Annotated in this window: 21 protein-coding genes and 1 pseudogene; 15 read left to right on the top strand and 7 right to left on the bottom strand. The window is 35.6% G+C overall.

Translation table 11 applies throughout. The features are described from left to right. From AC3G7N_RS06270 to lexA, 3 genes and pseudogenes are all read right to left on the bottom strand, one after another. Positions 1–953, bottom strand: a pseudogene (locus tag AC3G7N_RS06270) (IS110 family RNA-guided transposase); the annotation flags it as partial. A gap of 217 nt (positions 954–1,170) precedes the next feature. Further along, entirely contained in the window at positions 1,171–1,293 is a 123-nt protein-coding gene (locus tag AC3G7N_RS06265; RefSeq protein ID WP_489421285.1) for a hypothetical protein, read from the bottom strand. 744 nt (positions 1,294–2,037) lie between these two features. Continuing rightward, on the bottom strand, positions 2,038–2,661 hold the full coding sequence (lexA, locus tag AC3G7N_RS06260) for a transcriptional repressor LexA (protein WP_489421284.1): 624 nt from the start codon (positions 2,659–2,661) through the stop codon (positions 2,038–2,040). A gap of 554 nt (positions 2,662–3,215) precedes the next feature. Here lexA and AC3G7N_RS06255 point away from each other — a divergent pair. From AC3G7N_RS06255 to AC3G7N_RS06215, 9 genes are all read left to right on the top strand, one after another. Beyond that, entirely contained in the window at positions 3,216–3,854 is a 639-nt protein-coding gene (locus AC3G7N_RS06255; protein WP_489421283.1) for a YneB family resolvase-like protein, read from the top strand. Between the two features lie 178 nt (positions 3,855–4,032). Continuing rightward, complete coding sequence (locus tag AC3G7N_RS06250) at positions 4,033–4,266, top strand: DUF896 domain-containing protein (protein WP_489421282.1); 234 nt, start codon at positions 4,033–4,035, stop codon at positions 4,264–4,266. Between the two features lie 99 nt (positions 4,267–4,365). After that, positions 4,366–6,369 carry a transketolase gene (gene tkt / locus AC3G7N_RS06245; RefSeq protein ID WP_489421281.1) on the top strand — a complete coding sequence of 668 codons (2,004 nt, stop codon included), beginning with the start codon at positions 4,366–4,368 and terminating at the stop codon, positions 6,367–6,369. 132 nt (positions 6,370–6,501) lie between these two features. Next, entirely contained in the window at positions 6,502–6,960 is a 459-nt protein-coding gene (gene sirA, locus AC3G7N_RS06240; protein WP_489421280.1) for a sporulation inhibitor of replication protein SirA, read from the top strand. A gap of 45 nt (positions 6,961–7,005) precedes the next feature. After that, positions 7,006–7,227, top strand: a complete 222-nt coding sequence (locus AC3G7N_RS06235; RefSeq protein WP_489421279.1) for a YneF family protein — start codon at positions 7,006–7,008, stop codon at positions 7,225–7,227. Between the two features lie 149 nt (positions 7,228–7,376). Continuing rightward, entirely contained in the window at positions 7,377–8,081 is a 705-nt protein-coding gene (locus tag AC3G7N_RS06230) for a cytochrome c biogenesis CcdA family protein (RefSeq protein WP_489421278.1), read from the top strand. A gap of 207 nt (positions 8,082–8,288) precedes the next feature. Continuing rightward, on the top strand, positions 8,289–8,714 hold the full coding sequence (locus tag AC3G7N_RS06225; RefSeq protein ID WP_489421277.1) for a Na(+)/H(+) antiporter subunit B: 426 nt from the start codon (positions 8,289–8,291) through the stop codon (positions 8,712–8,714). Positions 8,715–8,736: 22 nt separating this feature from the next. After that, a complete protein-coding gene (locus AC3G7N_RS06220) occupies positions 8,737–9,126 on the top strand; it encodes a response regulator (RefSeq protein WP_489421276.1) in 390 nt (129 codons plus the stop codon). Between the two features lie 24 nt (positions 9,127–9,150). Beyond that, positions 9,151–9,630 (top strand): CcdC family protein, encoded by a 480-nt coding sequence (locus AC3G7N_RS06215; protein WP_489421275.1) that lies wholly within the window; start codon positions 9,151–9,153, stop codon positions 9,628–9,630. Between the two features lie 42 nt (positions 9,631–9,672). On the opposite strand, the gene AC3G7N_RS06210 is transcribed toward AC3G7N_RS06215, so the two are convergent. Continuing rightward, a complete protein-coding gene (locus AC3G7N_RS06210; RefSeq protein ID WP_489421274.1) occupies positions 9,673–10,098 on the bottom strand; it encodes a DUF2621 family protein in 426 nt (141 codons plus the stop codon). Positions 10,099–10,346: 248 nt separating this feature from the next. Here AC3G7N_RS06210 and AC3G7N_RS06205 point away from each other — a divergent pair, with 248 nt between their 5' ends. The 6 genes from AC3G7N_RS06205 (at position 10,347) to AC3G7N_RS06180 (ending at position 16,211) form a co-directional block, all read left to right on the top strand. Further along, entirely contained in the window at positions 10,347–11,483 is a 1,137-nt protein-coding gene (locus AC3G7N_RS06205) for an ATP-binding protein (protein WP_489421273.1), read from the top strand. Between the two features lie 229 nt (positions 11,484–11,712). Beyond that, on the top strand, positions 11,713–14,424 hold the full coding sequence (gene acnA / locus AC3G7N_RS06200) for an aconitate hydratase AcnA (RefSeq protein ID WP_489421272.1): 2,712 nt from the start codon (positions 11,713–11,715) through the stop codon (positions 14,422–14,424). Between the two features lie 159 nt (positions 14,425–14,583). Further along, positions 14,584–15,174, top strand: a complete 591-nt coding sequence (locus AC3G7N_RS06195) for a TlpA family protein disulfide reductase (RefSeq protein ID WP_489421271.1) — start codon at positions 14,584–14,586, stop codon at positions 15,172–15,174. Positions 15,175–15,189: 15 nt separating this feature from the next. Next, positions 15,190–15,372, top strand: a complete 183-nt coding sequence (locus AC3G7N_RS06190) for an FbpB family small basic protein (protein ID WP_489421297.1) — start codon at positions 15,190–15,192, stop codon at positions 15,370–15,372. A 114-nt stretch (positions 15,373–15,486) separates the two neighbouring features. After that, positions 15,487–15,909: an acyl-CoA thioesterase gene (locus AC3G7N_RS06185; protein ID WP_489421270.1), complete on the top strand. Its 423-nt coding sequence runs from the start codon at positions 15,487–15,489 to the stop codon at positions 15,907–15,909. A 2-nt stretch (positions 15,910–15,911) separates the two neighbouring features. After that, positions 15,912–16,211 (top strand): hypothetical protein, encoded by a 300-nt coding sequence (locus AC3G7N_RS06180; RefSeq protein WP_489421269.1) that lies wholly within the window; start codon positions 15,912–15,914, stop codon positions 16,209–16,211. Positions 16,212–16,241: 30 nt separating this feature from the next. Here the strand turns inward: AC3G7N_RS06180 and yidD are convergent, their stop codons facing one another. The 3 genes from yidD to plsY form a co-directional block, all read right to left on the bottom strand. Continuing rightward, positions 16,242–16,466 carry a membrane protein insertion efficiency factor YidD gene (gene yidD / locus AC3G7N_RS06175; protein ID WP_489421268.1) on the bottom strand — a complete coding sequence of 75 codons (225 nt, stop codon included), beginning with the start codon at positions 16,464–16,466 and terminating at the stop codon, positions 16,242–16,244. Between the two features lie 14 nt (positions 16,467–16,480). After that, the gene (gene folE2, locus AC3G7N_RS06170; protein WP_489421267.1) at positions 16,481–17,416 is read right to left on the bottom strand and encodes a GTP cyclohydrolase FolE2; all 936 of its coding nucleotides are present in this window, start codon (positions 17,414–17,416) and stop codon (positions 16,481–16,483) included. A gap of 255 nt (positions 17,417–17,671) precedes the next feature. Next, positions 17,672–18,256, bottom strand: a complete 585-nt coding sequence (gene plsY, locus AC3G7N_RS06165; protein WP_489421266.1) for a glycerol-3-phosphate 1-O-acyltransferase PlsY — start codon at positions 18,254–18,256, stop codon at positions 17,672–17,674. Positions 18,257–18,381: the final 125 nt, after the last annotated feature.

Raw genomic sequence — 18,381 nt, 5'->3', positions numbered from 1 at the left:
ATGGATCCAATCCTGCATAGGCTACTAGTTTTTTAGGATGCTCGAACTGGTTGATGTCCCCAATTTCGGAGATGATTGTTGCTGCAATCTTTTCCCCGATACCTGGAACGGATTGGATCAATCTGTATTCTTCAAAAGATTTTGCTAGCGAATTTATTTCTCTTATTAACTCGGACAGATGCTTTTGATATTGGAAAAGCATCTGAATATACATGCGTAAACTGACAAGTTGCCCATGACTAATTTGAGATTGAAACGGATTGCGTTTTGCTGCTTCTCTTAATTGAGCTGCTTTATCTAAAAACCATGCTTGAGAGCGTCTCGCTCCGAATTGTCGCATTTCATCCACCAGAGCCTGTTGAGAGACCTTGTGAATGTCCAACGCAGTTGGATAATGTAATAAAGTGTTTAGTGAAAGCTTGCCATAAAGATCACTAAAAACACTATGGTATTCTGGGAAAACCTGATCCAAGATCCAAAGCAACTTGAAATTGAAGCTTAATCTCAACATAGCTTTCTGTTAAAGCACTGTGGTGTTGTCTCGTCAAGAGACGCAAATTAAGAGCTTTCTCTGTTTTTCTTTGATAGACTTCAAGGTCTTCCTTGTAGTAAAGCTCTCCCAAATGAAACGCATCAGCTTTATCCGTTTTCACTTTACGCAAACTAGTTTTTCTAGCCTCAAAAGAAACCACTGGATTAATCAAATAGTACACTATGTCCTGACTTTCAAGAAATTGAAGTACAGGCTCATGGTAGTGTCCAGTAGATTCAAAGATAACGGACGGAGGTTGACCAGAGACCTTTTCTAATTCTTGATAAAAGTGATGAAAAGCGTGAAGTCCCGGTAGATCATGGTTAAATTTAAAAATTTGCTTGTACGTTTGCTTTCTTTGTAAAAAGGCTTGAACCTGGCTCTCGCCTTTAGCAACATCCAAGCCAATAACAGGATCCATATAAATCATACCCCTTTAATAGATTCGATTCGTCGGTACGCCCCTATATCACTTGTAGTGTCATAGCTTCGCTTGTTATACGGGATCATGTCCCAACCAGCCTCAAACATGTTTCTACAAGGAGGGGGTGGACAGTATAACGGACGGGATCAGTGTCCCACGGGCGCAAACGTCCTACCCCGACTCTCTTAAGCATAAAACCTATTTAAAAAATAGGTCAACCAGAAATGACTGGCTGACCATATAATACGATCGGGCGCAATAATTGAACAGCCGTATGCATGGAACTTAAAGAAGATGACCCCTGTTCAATACAGAAATCACCTTCTCCTTGCAGCATAACCTTTTATAAAATGTCCTTTACAAAGGGTACACTTTACTTTTTATTGCACCCACGACAGTACCCACGAAACACCCACAGATATTTGAAAGAATAGAAAAACATTTGAAAAGGTGATTTTTTAAATGTTGTTTTCACGCCATTTTTGACAACTTTTGAATGCCTTAAAAAGCAAGGTATAGATTTAGAACGACTGTTCATCCTTGGGAGAGAGAACAATATTTGACTTCTTATTAAGTTTTCAGACATAGCGTGTCATTAAAAAGCTTAAAAATTATAAATCCCTTAATAAGCAAACTATGTCGGCCATGTACTTTTTGTACTGGTCGATATTTTTTAGGATTAATGCATAACTTTACTGTTATTCTGCTTAATGCGTCAATCTGTTCATTTTATCTTTTTGTAAATAATTATATTAACTTTCCTATAATTTTATATCATAAATTCAGTGGAGGTTATCTTTTCCCTTACTAAATGTTAGTTGATCTGCCCCTACTTGGAAAGACCGTTCTACCTGAAATTATTCTCTTACCTCGTTTTTAAAGGGTGAAGTTTTACTAACCATCCAAATTGCGATTAATAAAAAAACCTTGATGCAGACTAGCCTAACTGCATCAAGGTTTTTTTATTTGCTTAGTTTTGTAACACTATCGGTCACTTCAATGAAAAGGAGGTTCGATTAAACCACCAAATTGCGTGGGACAGGTCATACGGTCATTACTGGCTCTTGCGTTTTTGTTCTTATTAATGGATATTTCGATATAAACCTGTTACTTTACCTAAAATAGTTACATTTTGATAGATTAGTGCTTCCATTGTTGCATTTTCAGGTTGCAACCGTATGTGATCTTTTTCTTTAAAGAATCGCTTCACAGTAGCCTCATTCTCATCAGTCATAGCAACGACTATTTCGCCATTTTGTGCGGTGTTTTGTTGTTTTACAATTACCATATCCCCATCAAGTATACCTGCTTCAATCATGCTTTCTCCCTGAATGATCAGGATGAAAATATTATCATCTGGGGAGGAAGAAGAACTAGGTAACGGAATAAACTCTTCTATATTTTCTACAGCAGTAATCGGGATACCTGCTGTAACTTTACCAATAACAGGTGCATACCGAACTGCATCCCTTGGAACATTGCTTTCTAATGATAGATTTAATACCTCAATTGCTCGTGGTTTTGTTGGGTCCCTTCTAATATAGCCCTTACTTTCTAGTCTTGATAAGTGGCCATGAACAGTTGAACTAGATGCAAGACCAACTGCTACTGCAATTTCTCTTACGGATGGTGGATAACCTTTTTTATTTACTTCATCTTTAATATATTCAAGAATTGTTTCTTGCCTTTTGGATAGTTTTGTCATCTATCTAACACCTCGCGCATAGGATTTATTACTGATAGTTTATCACTATTTTCCAGAAAAAGCAAACATCCGTTCGAGAAACAGTTGACAAGACCGTATGTTCGGGTGTATGGTTTTAACTAGACGCGAACAAAGGTTCTTGTAAATAGAAAGGATTGATTTTCATGTTTGATAAAATAAATAAAACAGATGCATTTTACCTAGTAGCTTTTGCATTAACGTTAGTGTTTTTATACTTCTCTATGATTACAAGTGCTTAACCAATAATGCTCGTTCAAAAAGTCACAGAATTAGTCGACTAAGAACTTAGGTGTCCTCGAAAATCAAAGACGATTTTCATCGTGCGATGCATTTTCAGGGTAGCTTTCCTTATCCTGTTGCAAAGTCGACATCAGCACGTCCTGTGCGTCAAGGTCGAGGCACGAGAGTTTGAGGGCCGGACTTGCACGCACTTAGTAGAAGCGGCTTTTTCAACGAAGAGATTCGCCATTTATCATTTGGTGGCTTTTTGAACATCCTCTAATAAATAAACTAATAGCTGGAGTGTATGAATAGTGAACACGATACTATATTGTCGAGTAAGTACAGATAAAAAAGAACAGGAAACTTCCTTAGCTAGACAGGAAAAGGAGTTAATACATTTAGCGCAAATGTATGAAATGACCGTGATAGCCATTATAAAAGAACAGGCTAGCGGCTATGAAATAGAACGGGACGGTGTCTTTGAAATGCTTGAACATTTCACCAGTCAGAATGCGGATTGTTTACTCATACAAGATGAAACGCGTTTAGGACGGGGAAATACAAAGGTTGCACTATTTCATCAACTTAATAAACTTCACATACCTATCTATACAGCGATTCATAACGGCAAGCTAGAGCTTTCAGAATCAGATTCAATGGTTTTACAAATCGTGGGCATTGTCGAAGAATACCAGCGTAAAATCCATAATATTAAAATAAAAAGAGGGATGAATAAAGCGATTGACGAGGGTTTTGATCCTGGGAAAAATTTATCGAATCGTAATCAGGCTTCTGGTAGACAACGCATAGATTTTCCGATAGAAGAAGTGGTACGATTACGTGAAAACAAATTATCATTTGAAGAAATTGCAAGGACTTTAAATGGTCTTGGATTTAATGTATCAAAAGCAACCGTACATCGAAGGTTTCAAGAATATCATAATACTTGAATTAATAAGGATAGAACGATAATATAAAAAAGCAGGGACTAGTATAAAGTTCGTGCTTTTTTTCACTTGAGGAGTATAAAAAGTTTAAAGGACTTAAGTATAAGATAAACTTCGGCATTCGCTATTAAAGACGAGGTGATGCCGAGTTTTTCTATTATGTTAGGGAGGTAGTAATAACATGATTTCTAAAGAAAAATTAGAACGTATTAATATACTTGCGAAAAAAGCTAAAAATGAGGGGTTAACGGAAGAAGAAAAGAAGGAACAAAAAACCTTACGCACAGAATATTTAGGTAACGTTCGCTCATCTTTTAAAAATCAATTTAAAACTATGACAGTAAAGGACCCAGAAGGAAATGATGTAACCCCCAAAAAAGTAAAAGAGCTACAAAAGAAAAATAAAAATAACTAGTTTTGGTAGTAGTGGATAAAATGGTACTTGTTACAACTTGGATTTCATTATAGAATTGAATAGGATTAAAACAAGTTTCGACAAGGAAGGAGACTTTTCATGACAATTAACGTAGAACAACTATCAATAAACACGATTCGCACTCTAGCAATCGACGCTATTGAAAATGCTAATTCGGGTCACCCAGGTTTACCAATGGGGGCTGCTCCGATGGCATACACATTGTGGACAGACTTTATGAACCAAAACCCCAAAAATTCAAAATGGTTTAATCGTGATCGTTTTGTATTGTCAGCCGGACACGGATCTATGCTGTTATATAGTTTACTTCACTTAGCAGGATATGATGTAACGATTGATGACCTAAAGGACTTTAGACAATGGGATTCAAAAACACCTGGCCACCCTGAGGTTCATCATACAGATGGGGTTGAGGCAACAACTGGACCACTCGGACAAGGTATTGCTATGTCAGTTGGTATGGCAATGGCAGAAGCGCATCTTGCAGCTACTTTTAATAAAGATGATTTATCCATCATTGATCATCATACGTATGCGCTCATTAGTGACGGTGATCTAATGGAAGGAATTTCCCATGAAACAGCTTCACTTGCTGGTCATCTTGGTTTAGGTAAACTAATCGCTTTATATGATTCAAATGACATTTCATTAGATGGTGATTTGGATCGATCATTTTCCGATAATACGGAACAGCGTTTTAACGCATACGGATGGCAGGTCATTCGTGTAGAGGACGGAAATGATGTAAATGCACTTCGTAATGCGATAAAAGAAGCGAAAGAAAATACGAATCAACCAACATTGATAGAGGTTAAAACCGTAATTGGTTTTGGTTCTCCTAATAAATCCGCTTCTTCGGCGTCACATGGAGCACCACTGGGTCTCGATGAAGTTAAACTTACGAAAGAGGCATACCAATGGCCACACGATGATTTTCATGTCCCTGAAGAAGTTTATGCTGACTTTCATGAAAAGATCGGTAAGAGTGGGAAAGACGCAGAAGATAACTGGAAACAATTGTTTGATAATTATAAAGAAAAATACCCTGAAGACGCTAAAAAACTTGAACAAGCAATCAATGGTGATCTACCACTTGATTGGGACAAGGAATTACCTATTTATGAACCTGAAAAAGATAAGTTAGCAACTCGTGCATCATCAGGTGAAGTACTTAATGCTGTATCAAACAAACTTCCAAATTTATTTGGCGGTAGTGCTGATTTAGCAGGTTCCAATAAGACTACTGTAAATGAACAGACCGACTTTTCACGTGAAAATTATGCTGGAAAAAATATTTGGTTTGGTGTTCGCGAATTTGCAATGGCAGCAGCACTTAATGGTATGGCGCTTCATGGAGGATTAAAAGTGTACGCGGGTACATTCTTTGTGTTCAGTGACTATTTACGTCCAGCTGTACGCTTATCGGCTATCATGAACATTCCTGTAACATATGTGTTTACACATGATTCTATTGCTGTGGGGGAAGATGGCCCAACACATGAACCGATTGAACACCTACCAGCATTCCGTGCAATGCCGGGCTTATCACTTATTCGCCCGGCTGACGGTAATGAAACACAAGCAGCATGGCGTTTGGCGTTAGAATCGACAAACAAACCAACTGCATTAGTGTTAACCAGACAGGGATTGCCAACTCTAGATGGTACAAAAGAGCATGCGTACGAAGGCGTTAAAAAAGGTGCTTATGTGGTAAGTGAAAGTGATAAAGAAACTCCAGATGCATTATTACTTGCAACAGGATCTGAGGTTCAACTAGCAGTTAAAGCACAAAAAGAACTAAAAGAAAGAAATATTTATGTAAACGTGGTGAGCATGCCATCATGGGATCGTTTTAACGAGCAGGATATTGCTTACCAAAACGAGGTAATACCACCACAGGTGAAAAGTCGTCTTGCAATTGAAATGGCATCACCATTCGGCTGGGAGCGTTATGTAGGAGACCAAGGTAAAGTACTTGGAATTGATACATTTGGTGCATCAGCAAAAGGTGATAAAGTTATGGAAGAATACGGATTTACCGTTGAGAACGTTATAAAACAGGTAGAAAAACTAGTGAAATAGAAAGAATAGAGGTCTCAACAAAGAAAATGTTGAGACCTCTTGTTATTCGACAAAACTAGTGGTGAAATGCAACTCATTTTGACATTATTTTGAAATAGAATACGTATAATAATAACAAAAGGAGTGATATTGTTGAATACGTATTCTATTTACTCGATTAAAAATGAATTTGCTGAGCGCTATTATTATAGAAGTGATATACTCTATCGTTTTTTCAAACAATACCACGAAGACGGTAAAAATAAGGTGATAGATGATCAATTTAAAGAAATAACCTCTTTTTTTTCTACAAAAGAGTTGATTACTAAAATTAAAACATTGTATAATAACAAGGCTATAGTGAAAGATGGTAATAATATAATAGAAATAGAACAAGATAAATACTACATCTCTTTACATATTAGTGAAAAACAGATAGAATTTCGTTGTGATATGCTACAAGATGCAGAAATGTTGTTATTTCCTATTTTACAATTATTCCATCCATCCTTATTTGTATTGGGTAATAATTTAAATAACTATGGTTGGATTTCTCCAGTAATAAAGTTAAAGGATCATTTGAATGAGCAAGTATTGTATTCTACCCTTTGATTTACTATACTGTATGAGAGACAACATGAAGGGGGAAGGCTTGAAATGGGCACGATTTGGGTCGTATTAATTGGTATATTGGCTCTTATTGTTGGAGTTGCTCTTGGTTTCTTCATTGCAAGAAAATATATGATGAATTACTTAAAGAAAAACCCACCAATTAATGAACAAATGCTACGAACGATGATGATGCAGATGGGTCAAAAACCATCACAGAAGAAAATTAATCAAATGATGCGTTCTATGAACAACCAGCAGAGTAAGTAATAAGTTCTAACACGTTAATGCATACCCCTTAATACTTAGTAGTATTAGGGGGTATTTAAAATAGTTGTTATATTGTCAAATTCCGCATCATAAAATCTATTCACTATCTGTTAAAATTTATGAAGTGAATGGTTTTTAGGAGGATTAATATGTCAGAAATCAATATATTCATTGCATTTGCAGCAGGATTTTTATCATTTATTTCACCATGTGTCTTGCCATTATATCCCGCTTTTCTATCCTATATAACGGGCATGAGTGTGAATGAAGTAAAAGAAGATAATATCATGCTAAAACGCAAGAGCCTGTTGCACACTATATTTTTCTTAGTTGGATTTTCAAGTATATTCATTGCGTTTGGTTTTACCACTACTTTTATATCTGAGTTTTTACTTACATACAAAGATATAATTCGTCAAATTGGCGCAATTCTTATTGTGTTTTTCGGGTTAGTAATTGTAGGAGTATTTAATTTCGAATTTCTTATGAAAGATAAAAAAATTACATTCAAAAATCGTCCTTCTGGATATTTTGGTTCTGTGTTAATTGGGATGGCTTTCTCGATGGGGTGGACACCATGTATCGGACCAATTTTAGCAATTGTATTTTCATTAGCAGCGTCTAACCCTGATCTTGGAATGATTATGATGATCAGCTATACTCTTGGTTTTTCACTACCATTTTTAATCCTATCTTTCTTTATTGGAAAATTATCTTGGATTAAACGAAACAGTTTAAAACTTATGAGAATCGGTGGATATGTTATGATATTCATGGGAATTGCCCTGTTTTTTGACTGGATGACAAAACTAACCTCCTATTTAGCAGGAGTGTTTGGATTCTCTGGGTTTTAATAGATTTTTTAAAACATTTGTATTAGTATATAAAGTGAAACTTCATTTCATTCAGTGGGGTTTTTTCTTCCCCCACTGAATGTTAGTTGAACCAATCGGGCTTGAACGGGCAGTTATCCTCCACCTAAAATTTTCTGTCTAACTTCAATTTTTGAGGTGGGGGTTTTGCTACCCGTCAAACTGCGATAAATTAAAGGAGAAATTGTGATGTATAAACCGAATGACCTCATACTTCAAACAACCACATCCCTTATAGCTTTTATACTTTTTGGATTCGCAATATATCTATTGTTGGCAGGTCATAATGCACCAGGTGGTGGATTTGTAGGTGGGCTAGTTACTTCTGGAGCAATTTTATTAATGTATATGTCATACGGAATGGAAGCCGTAGATAAGGTATTACCAATCAATTTTCGTGCATTAATTCCAATCGGATTAGTAATTGCTTTATCTACAGGAATAGGATCATTTATTTTTCAAGTTCCATTTCTATCACAAACATATGGTTATTTCCATGTTCCTATATTTGGCGAAATAGAACTAGCAACTGCTATGATATTTGATTTGGGCGTTTTTCTAACCGTCTTGGGTGTTACGGTGACGATCATTTTATCTATTGCAAATGATCAATAACTATTATTGGGGGAGATAATAGATGACAAAGGTTCTAGTGGTTGATGATGCAAAATTTATGCGGGTTACACTTTCTACCATGTTAAGCAGTGATAATTATGAAATTGTTGGAGAAGCTGAAAATGGAGAGAAAGCAATTAAGCTTTATAAAGAACTAAATCCAGATATTGTCACAATGGATATTACCATGCCAGTAATGAATGGTATTGACGCAATCAAAGCCATAAGAGCATTTGATTCTCAAGCGACAATTATTGTTTGTTCTGCTATGGGACAACAAAAAGTGGTGGTTGAGGCCATTGAAATTGGTGCAAGTGATTTTATTATCAAGCCTTTTGATGAGGGGCGTGTAATAGACACAATTAACCGAGTTTTACATAAGAATGAATCAACAATCAACATAAACAGCTGAAGATAGTGAAAGAGATGATTATGCATGTTTTGGATTATTTTAAGTAGCATAGGTGCTGCTTGTATGGCGACCTTAATGATTTTCTTACGTTTAAGGTCTGCCAAAAAACCAGCTTCTGTTAAGAAGATTATTTTGCCTCCGCTATTTATGAGTACTGGTGCGCTAATGTTTGTTTTTCCAGTATTTCGTATCGAATGGAGTCAAGTTTTAGAAGCACTGGTTGTTGGTGTTATGTTTTCTATTCTACTAATAATTGGTTCGAAATTTGAAATTAAGCAAAATGATATATACTTAATACCATCCAAATCTTTTATTTTTATATTGTTTGGATTATTAATACTACGAATTATCCTGAAATTGGTATTTAGCGGTACTATTTCGCTTTATGAAACAAGTGGTATGTTCTTTCTTTTAGCATTTGGAATGATTATTTCTTGGCGAATTGCCATGCTAGTTAAATATAAAAAATTAGAAAGAAAATTAAAGTATTCTGAGGCACATTAAACGAGCTCCTAGAAAAGCTCGTTTTTTCTTTTTTATCTTTTCCTATTCAAAATATATTTCATAAGGTGTGACATCGATTTCTTTCTCAGCAAGTTTTTTTCGTAAGAATTTATGATCTCTTTTCGGTGTAGCCACGATGTAACCTTCAATTAAAACATCTTCCGTTATTTTCTTTCTTTTTTTTTGCAATGCGACTTCACCAATCTTGCTAGCTATTTTATGCCTAGCTAGATCACGAAATAATTCCGGAACTGGTGATACCAATTCTTCCAGTAGGTCTTTTTCTTTCTTCTCCCACATATGCCGCGTTTTTTCCATGTAATACTCTTCCCAATCCATATTCGATTTTCCATCATCTTTCGGCAGCTTTTTTAAAAATTTACGGAACATAAAAAAACCACCGATTCCCATTAGTCCGATTAATAAAAAACCCCAAAGTATAATTAAAAAATCGACAAGTAATGACATTTGACCACCTATTTCTGATTTTTCTCTTTGTAAACCATACAAAAGATTTATTTTTTACACTAAGTATAGTAATATTACTAATAATTACTAATTTTTTATCTGCAATTATTTATCACATTACATCATTTCATATAGTTTCATTATAAAAGTACATAGTGTTTCTTACAAGTGACATATTTTAAACTATAAAGTCATATAAGTAATTATATACAATTTTTATGTTGGAATCTGTAACTAGGGGTGAAGCGATGAAATCTAATTCTTCTAAAGAGCACACGAATGAATACGAGAGAAATAATTCATGCTCTGATAAAACGAAGATTAAACAAGGAATCTATTCAGAAATGTACGAACTACCACCGTATATAATTACCTGGATTGAAAATAATAGCAATGAGTTAATCTCAATATGGGATAAAACTGGAAAAATTAAGTTTATATCTAAATCTGTCGAACGGATTTTGGGGTATACTATTCAAGACTTAGAAGAAATTTTTTGGTATGACTTACTATCTCCTGAAGATGTGACACAATTAATGAACTATTATGCAGACACTGAGAAGGATCATAATAATCATAAATTTAATATAAACATTCGCAATAAATATGGAAAATATATTTGGACGGAATGTGCAGTATCTAAATTAAGGAATAAAGACGACAGTTATTTTTATGTTTCCATGCTTAAAGATATCTCAGATAAAAAAGAGACTGAGGAAATGATGATACGGTCAGAGAAAATGTCTGTTGCTGGACAGTTAGCCGCAGGAATTGCACATGAAATCCGAAATCCTTTGACATCGTTAAAAGGATTTATGCAGTTATTGCAGGCTGGAGTTAATCGAAAAGAAGAATACTACAAAATAATGATTGATGAAATCGAAAAAATGGAAACTATTACTTCTGAGCTTCTTTTTATTTCAAAGCCCTTAACAAATAATAAGAAAGAAGAAGTCGTTGAAGTGATGGTTCATGAGATTGTGGCGTTACTGTTACCACAAGCTCGTCTGAAAAACGTGGACATCAAATGGAAAAGACAAGACAAGCACTGTGTTTATTGTGATCGTTCTCAAATCAAACAGGTTTTAATTAATATTGTGAAGAATGCAATAGAAGCAATGGATAGAAAAGGAACAATTGAAATATTAATTTCTGTAACAGATGTAGAACTTGAAATAGCAATCATAGATGACGGACCCGGAATTCCTGAAGAAATAATTCATAAATTAGGCGAACCATTTTTTACTACAAAAAAGAGTGGGACAGGACTTGGATTAATGATAACAAATCAAATCCTCGAAAAACATAATGGAAAATTAAAGATAGAGCAAAACACCAACAATGGGAGTACATTTAAAATAATTCTTCCTTTACCCAATGAATAAAAACTTTCGTCCATTGGGTATAATTTACAAAACCATAATTAAACCCAATGTATAACTATTAATTATCACTTTAAATAATATTTTAATATACTAGGAAAAGGCATATAACATTTGTTTTATATGCTTTTTTCATTTAAGATAAATAAGTGAGATTATTAGGTTTGTCCTGGATTTGCCTGTATAAATGATATAAATCTTCGACAAAGAAGAACGAGAGGGGTATTACATAATGACACAAAACGATGCATTTCAAGCAAAAAAGCAATTTGAGCTTAATGGTAAAACGTATAACTATTACCAATTAAAAGCATTAGAGGAAGCTGGTATTGGTAATGTTGCAAGACTACCATTTTCAATCCGTGTTTTACTAGAATCCATTGTCCGTCAACATGATGGCCATGTAATTAAAGATGAACATGTAGAAGGTCTTACTAAGTGGGGAACGAAGGAAGGCGAAGGGGTTGACGTACCTTTTAAACCTTCACGTGTAATTTTACAAGACTTCACTGGGGTACCTGCAGTGGTAGACCTTGCTTCATTGCGTAAAGCAATGGTAGACATGGGTGGGGAACCTGACAGGATTAACCCAGAAGTTCCTGTAGATCTAGTTATTGACCACTCTGTACAAGTAGATCAATATGGTACGCCGAGTGCGTTACAAGCTAATATGGAGTTAGAATTTGAACGCAATGGTGAACGCTATGAATTTTTAAATTGGGCACAAAAAGCGTTTGATAATTACCGTGCAGTTCCACCAGCAACCGGAATTGTTCACCAAGTAAACCTTGAGTATATTGCAAATGTTGTTCATGAATTGGAAAACGCGGATGGAACCTATAATGCATTTCCTGATACACTATTTGGAACTGATTCACACACCACTATGATTAATGGACTAGGCGTTCTTGGGTGGGGTGTAGGTGGAATTGAGGCAGAGGCTGGGATGTTAGGTCAGGCTTCAATTTTACCTGTTCCAGAGGTAATTGGTGTTAAATTTACAGGAAGCTTCCCAAATGGTACTACTGCTACTGATTTAGCCTTAAAGGTAACCCAAGTTTTACGAGAGAAGGCAGTGGTTGGCAAATTTGTAGAATACTTTGGACCTGGTCTTAAGGATATGCCGCTTGCTGACCGTGCTACTATTTCTAACATGGCTCCTGAGTATGGTGCTACATGTGGATTTTTCCCTGTAGATGAAGAGTCTCTTAATTATTTGCGTTTGACTGGACGTAAGGAAGAGCATATTGACTTAGTTGAAAAATACTGCAAAGAAAATAGTCTATGGTACTCTTCAGACCAAGCGGATCCTGACTATACAGAACTAGTAGAAATTGACTTATCTGAACTTGAACCAAACTTATCTGGTCCAAAACGTCCACAAGACTTAATAGCACTTTCTGATATGAAAAAAGAATTTAATAAAGCTATTACAGCTCCTAATGGAAACCAAGGATTTGGATTGGATAAAGCAGAATTTGATAAAGAAGCAACAGTTGATCACTCTGATGGATCAACATCTACTATGAAGACTGGTGCACTTGCTATTGCTGCTATTACATCTTGTACGAACACATCTAATCCATACGTTATGTTAGGTGCAGGTTTAATTGCTAAGAAAGCTGTGGAGAAAGGTCTTACTGTTCCTGCTTACGTAAAAACGTCTCTTGCACCAGGATCAAAAGTAGTGACACGCTACTTAGATGATTCCGGATTAACACCGTATCTCGATCAATTAGGATTTAACTTAGTTGGTTATGGTTGTACTACATGTATTGGTAACTCTGGTCCGCTTAAAGAAGAAATTGAAAAAGCTATTGCAGCTAATGACTTAACCGTTTCTTCCGTGTTATCGGGTAACCGAAACTTTGAAGGAAGAATTCATCCTCTAGTAAAAGCTAACTATCTTGCATCACCACCACTTGTAGTTGCATATGCATTAGCCGGGACAGTTGATATTGATCTAGTAACTGAACCGCTAGGTAAAGATAGCGATGGAAATGAGATTTTCATGAAAGACATTTGGCCAACAATGGAAGAAATTAAAGAACAGGTAGAGCAAACGGTTAAACCAGAAATCTTCCGTAAAGAATATGAAAATGTTTTTGATTCAAATGAAAAATGGAATGAAATTGATACAACAGATGAACCATTGTACAAGTGGAATAATGATTCAACATATATTCAAAATCCTCCATTTTTCGAAGGATTATCAAAAGAAGCAAGTACAGTTAAACCATTAAACAAGCTTCGTGCTATTGGCTTATTCGGGGATTCAGTTACAACTGACCATATTTCTCCTGCAGGCGCAATTGCAAAAGATATGCCAGCAGGGAAATATTTACAGGATAAAGATGTGTCACCGCGTAATTTTAATTCTTATGGATCCCGTCGTGGTAACCATGAAGTAATGATGCGTGGTACATTCGCGAATATCCGCATCCGTAACCTACTTGCACCTGGAACAGAAGGAGGATATACAACTTTCTGGCCTACTGAAGAAGTTATGCCTATCTATGATGCTGCGATGAAGTATCAAGAAGCTGGTACTGGCTTACTCGTAATGGGTGGCAAGGATTACGGTATGGGTAGTTCCCGTGACTGGGCTGCTAAAGGTACTAACTTGCTTGGAATTAAAACTGTAATCGCTGAGAGCTATGAGCGAATCCATCGTTCAAACCTCGTAATGATGGGTGTATTACCATTACAATTCCAAAAAGGTGAAAGTGCTGATAAATTAGGCTTAACTGGTAAAGAAACATTTAATGTAGAAATTGACGAATCTGTTAAACCTCATGATTTGGTAAAAGTTATCGCTGTTGACGAAAAAGGTAAAACCACTGAATTCGAAGTAATCGCTCGCTTTGATAGTGATGTTGAAGTTGACTACTATCGCCACGGTGGAATTTTACAAATGGTTCTACGCGATAAAATGGAAGCATAAAATAGTGGAAATAAAAAACTTCTACACCAATATAAACGGTGTGGAAGTTTTTTATAATGAAAATTGGATGAACTCTCTTTCGATTTACTTTACATTTAACCCATTCAACTTTACTATTAGTGTTGAATATATTCTGTCTGAAAATAGAGGTGAGAAAGCATGATCAAAAAGGTATTAGCAGCAGCAACATTGATGCTTTTAACAGGTCTTCTAATCATAAATGTCACAGGTAATTCAGAAAGCAATACAGGTACAAATGAAATAGATGTAACTGGAAATACAAGTATAGAAGGGGTAGCAATCAGTTCATCAAGTAAATCAGGATTAGAAGTTGGTATGCAAGCTCCAGATTTCGAGTTAGAAACGTTGACGGGTGAAAGCGTCAGATTATCTGACTTACGAGGTAAGAAAGTATTTATAAATTTTTGGGCAACTTGGTGTCCACCATGTAAAAAAGAAATGCCCGAAATGCAAAAGTTTTATGAAGAACACTCTGATGAAGTTGAAATTCTAGCGGTAAATGTAACTGGTCAGGAAAATAGTTTGAAAACAGTCCAAGACTTCAGTGACAATTTTAAGTATACTTATCCGATATTATTAGATAAAGAATTGAATGTTACGGAAGATTATTTGGCATATGCCCTTCCAACTACATACTTTATTGGTACTGACGGTGTTGTGCAGCAACAAAGGAAGGTTGGACCAATGACTTATGATTTTATGAAAGAAATGTTAGAAAAATTAAGTTAGGTTTATAAATTTTCAATTATTTGGGAATACTTCTTTAAAAAGGAGTGGATCCCTATTTCGTTAAAAAGAAGGCTTTCCTATAATGAGTTAGTGAGTGAAAATCGGAAGGAAATCATGCAAGATCAATCAGTTCTTGAAAAAATAGAGTCAAAATTTGAACTGAAGTACCAACAACTAAATCAAAATAAAGAAGCTTGATTAAAAGGCATTTCCATAAATATGGAAATGCCTTTTAAATTCATATATTTCATGAAAAATAGACGATTGTGCTAAACTATATGTAGCGTAAATTGGTAGTAGGAGGAAAAAAATTTGAGTATAATAAAGACAGAAATAGATGTAAGGTATCAGGAAACAGACCAAATGGGAGTGGTATACCATGCAAATTACTTAGTGTGGTTTGAAATAGGTCGAACTAAGTTTATTGAATATCTGGGATTTAATTATGCCGAAATGGAAAAAAGTAATGTTGTATCACCTATAGTAGATGCGCAAATTTCATTTAAAAAACCAATTCGTTATGGTGAAAAAGCAACAGTCGAAACTTGGCTTGATCACTATGATGGATTGCGGTCTGTGTATGGTTATAGAATTTTAAATGAGGAAAATGATGTAGCGATAACAGGTACGACAAAACATGTTATTGTAAAAAAAGAAAGTTTTCGTCCATTATCACTAGAACGTGCATTTCCAGACTGGCATAACGCATATAAAAGAGAAATTGAAGGGGTATAAGAATGGCATTTGGGCTTAAGCGAGAAGATTTGCGTCTATGGAAAGACAAAGTGAAAAACGGGGAAGTTTCCTTTCTAACCCATTACTGGCAAGACAAGCGATTTCCGGGGTGCTACACAGTAACAAAAGTAGGCTGTAGTGATCTAGATAAATTAATTGAGTGGGGAAAAGGCTATCAGTTACAAGCAAACTGGATTCATTTGGATGAAAACTTCCCACACTTTGATTTATTTGGTGAAAAACAAAAGGAAATACTAATGAGTGAAAACCAATTAGAACAAATAAAAAAATTTCGTCTATAAAAAAGGCTGTTGACTAGGGGTCAACAGCCTTTATTTTTCTTTTCTTTCAGGAACCAAATCTACGCCACCACCATGGAAGGGATGACACTTCGAGATTCGTTTGACCGTTAAGAAACCACCTTTTATTGCTCCAAATCGTTTGACTGCTTCTAATCCATATTCAGAACAGGTAGGATAAAATCTACATGAAGGTGGTTTAAAAGGACTGATCGCTTTACGATAAAATTTAATAAGCGCAATAAAAACAAACTTCATTAAGATCGATCCTTTTACTGTGTAGTATAGTCCATCTTATCAATTGTTACAGATGCAACTGCATCATGCATGTGAATGGATTCTTCGTTCCGACAGGATACTTTAAACTTCGTCACAAATGGCATTTCAAATAAATCAGCAGCGACCAGTCTAACCATATCCTCAACGAAACGAGGATTTTCATATGCTTTCTCCGTGACTATTTTTTCATCCGTACGTTTTAACACAGGGTGCAAACGTGCACTTGCATTGCTTTCAGCTGCTTCTAACAACATTTCTTTCCAATCTATTTTTCGTTCATCAAAATCATCTGAAAGAGAAACATCCATTGATACAGACCCACGTTGATTATGTGCACTATATTCACTAATTTCTTTTGAGCAAGGGCATAAAGTCGTAATCAATGCTGACAGGGATGCACCAACAGTAAAGCCCGTTTGGCTATCATAGGTTACTTTTAAGCTAATATTTGCATGATTCATCCCTGGGATAGTCGACTGTGGACCAGTACGTTCATAAAACCAGGGAAATGCTAATTGAAGCTCTGCATCATCTTGATTAAGCCGGGCTGCAAGTTCTTTCGTAAAAGCTTTAAGTGTGGATATGTTAGCAACAAATCCATTTTGGTAATACGTATTTAATTGTTCCATAAATCGACTCATGTTTGTGCCTTTACTACTTTTCTTAATGGAAGACGAAAATGTGAATGTACCTACAGTTGATTGAGACACAGGTGCAATGTTGCTTTCTACTAGTATAGGGTGTTTTACATTAGTAATACCAACTTGATCTAAATCAAATAAAAAATCTTTTTTAGTATTTTGCAAATCAGCCATTTTTTCTTTTTCGATTGGTTTTGTTCTAGGACCAGGAGCTACAGAACCAAACAGTTGAAGCCGTTTATCTTTGTTTAGTAGGTTTACGTTAAGGGATGTATGTGTATTATTCATGACAGTGTCCCCTTTCTTGCTAGGATTAGTAGTTAAAATTATACGCAATTGAGTATTTTTATTCAATTTTTTGGTTTGAATGGTTGTATTATTACTGATGAAACTGGAATACTGTGAACAAGCAAGATACATTTCAGCCAAGTCAAGCTTTAGAATCCCATACGTTTTTAGTACTTCCTTATCATCATCTCGTACGGAAGAATGTTCGTTTTGGATGCACAGACCACCATGACCATTCTCTTGCGCTTTCGTGCTTTACATCCATGTGATTTTGGGTTCCGTTCCATTTCGAATTCGTTTAATATTATCCTTATGTCGGTAGGAAACAAAAACGGCTAGTGCACAGGAGACTATTATTAAACCAATATCCTCATGTAGTAGGACAGCAACGATTACTGTAACTACACCAGTAATGATTGAGGATAAGGAAACATATTTAGATAGATATAAGGTCAATAGAAAAGCAATCACAATACTTAAAAATAATAAAGGACTAACTCCTAAAATAATACCACCAGATGTGGCTACAGCTTTTCCGCCTTTAAACTTAGCAAATAACGGGTACGTATGGCCTAAAACAGCAAAGAGACCAATTGCTAATCGATAAATGTCAGCATCAACTAGTAACGGAATAAGCGTAGCGGTTGTTCCTTTTAAAATATCTGCTGTCGTTACAATAATACCTGCCTTGATACCTAAAACTCTAAATGTGTTGGTGGCACCTAAATTTCCACTTCCATGCTCTCTTATATCTAGTTTATATCCGACTTTTCCGACGATTAGCGCAGATGGAATTGATCCTAATAAATAGGCGATGATTGCAAATAAAACGTATTCCATGTACTGTCCTTCTTTCTATTATAATCTCGTTGATATCCCTACTCTATTTTATCATGAAGTTATATGGTAAAGAACCTAAAAATGATATATACGCTCCATTTTCTAGCCGCTTCACCCGATTACAT

This window comes from Virgibacillus carmonensis, assembly GCF_057836705.1.
This window is presented reverse-complemented; position numbering and strand designations above follow the sequence as displayed.

Excerpts from the sequence above, each read along its gene's own strand:
- AC3G7N_RS06265 (WP_489421285.1), bottom strand. The coding sequence starts at position 1,293 with ATGCTGCAAGGAGAAGGTGATTTCTGTATTGAACAGGGGTCATCTTCT.
- lexA (WP_489421284.1), bottom strand. The coding sequence starts at position 2,661 with ATGACAAAACTATCCAAAAGGCAAGAAACAATTCTTGAATATATTAAA.
- AC3G7N_RS06250 (WP_489421282.1), top strand. The coding sequence starts at position 4,033 with ATGATTTCTAAAGAAAAATTAGAACGTATTAATATACTTGCGAAAAAA.
- tkt (WP_489421281.1), top strand. The coding sequence starts at position 4,366 with ATGACAATTAACGTAGAACAACTATCAATAAACACGATTCGCACTCTA.
- AC3G7N_RS06235 (WP_489421279.1), top strand. The coding sequence starts at position 7,006 with ATGGGCACGATTTGGGTCGTATTAATTGGTATATTGGCTCTTATTGTT.
- AC3G7N_RS06230 (WP_489421278.1), top strand. The coding sequence starts at position 7,377 with ATGTCAGAAATCAATATATTCATTGCATTTGCAGCAGGATTTTTATCA.
- AC3G7N_RS06225 (WP_489421277.1), top strand. The coding sequence starts at position 8,289 with ATGTATAAACCGAATGACCTCATACTTCAAACAACCACATCCCTTATA.
- AC3G7N_RS06220 (WP_489421276.1), top strand. The coding sequence starts at position 8,737 with ATGACAAAGGTTCTAGTGGTTGATGATGCAAAATTTATGCGGGTTACA.
- AC3G7N_RS06215 (WP_489421275.1), top strand. The coding sequence starts at position 9,151 with ATGTTTTGGATTATTTTAAGTAGCATAGGTGCTGCTTGTATGGCGACC.
- AC3G7N_RS06210 (WP_489421274.1), bottom strand. The coding sequence starts at position 10,098 with ATGTCATTACTTGTCGATTTTTTAATTATACTTTGGGGTTTTTTATTA.
- AC3G7N_RS06205 (WP_489421273.1), top strand. The coding sequence starts at position 10,347 with ATGAAATCTAATTCTTCTAAAGAGCACACGAATGAATACGAGAGAAAT.
- acnA (WP_489421272.1), top strand. The coding sequence starts at position 11,713 with ATGACACAAAACGATGCATTTCAAGCAAAAAAGCAATTTGAGCTTAAT.
- AC3G7N_RS06195 (WP_489421271.1), top strand. The coding sequence starts at position 14,584 with ATGATCAAAAAGGTATTAGCAGCAGCAACATTGATGCTTTTAACAGGT.
- AC3G7N_RS06180 (WP_489421269.1), top strand. The coding sequence starts at position 15,912 with ATGGCATTTGGGCTTAAGCGAGAAGATTTGCGTCTATGGAAAGACAAA.
- yidD (WP_489421268.1), bottom strand. The coding sequence starts at position 16,466 with ATGAAGTTTGTTTTTATTGCGCTTATTAAATTTTATCGTAAAGCGATC.
- folE2 (WP_489421267.1), bottom strand. The coding sequence starts at position 17,416 with ATGAATAATACACATACATCCCTTAACGTAAACCTACTAAACAAAGAT.
- plsY (WP_489421266.1), bottom strand. The coding sequence starts at position 18,256 with ATGGAATACGTTTTATTTGCAATCATCGCCTATTTATTAGGATCAATT.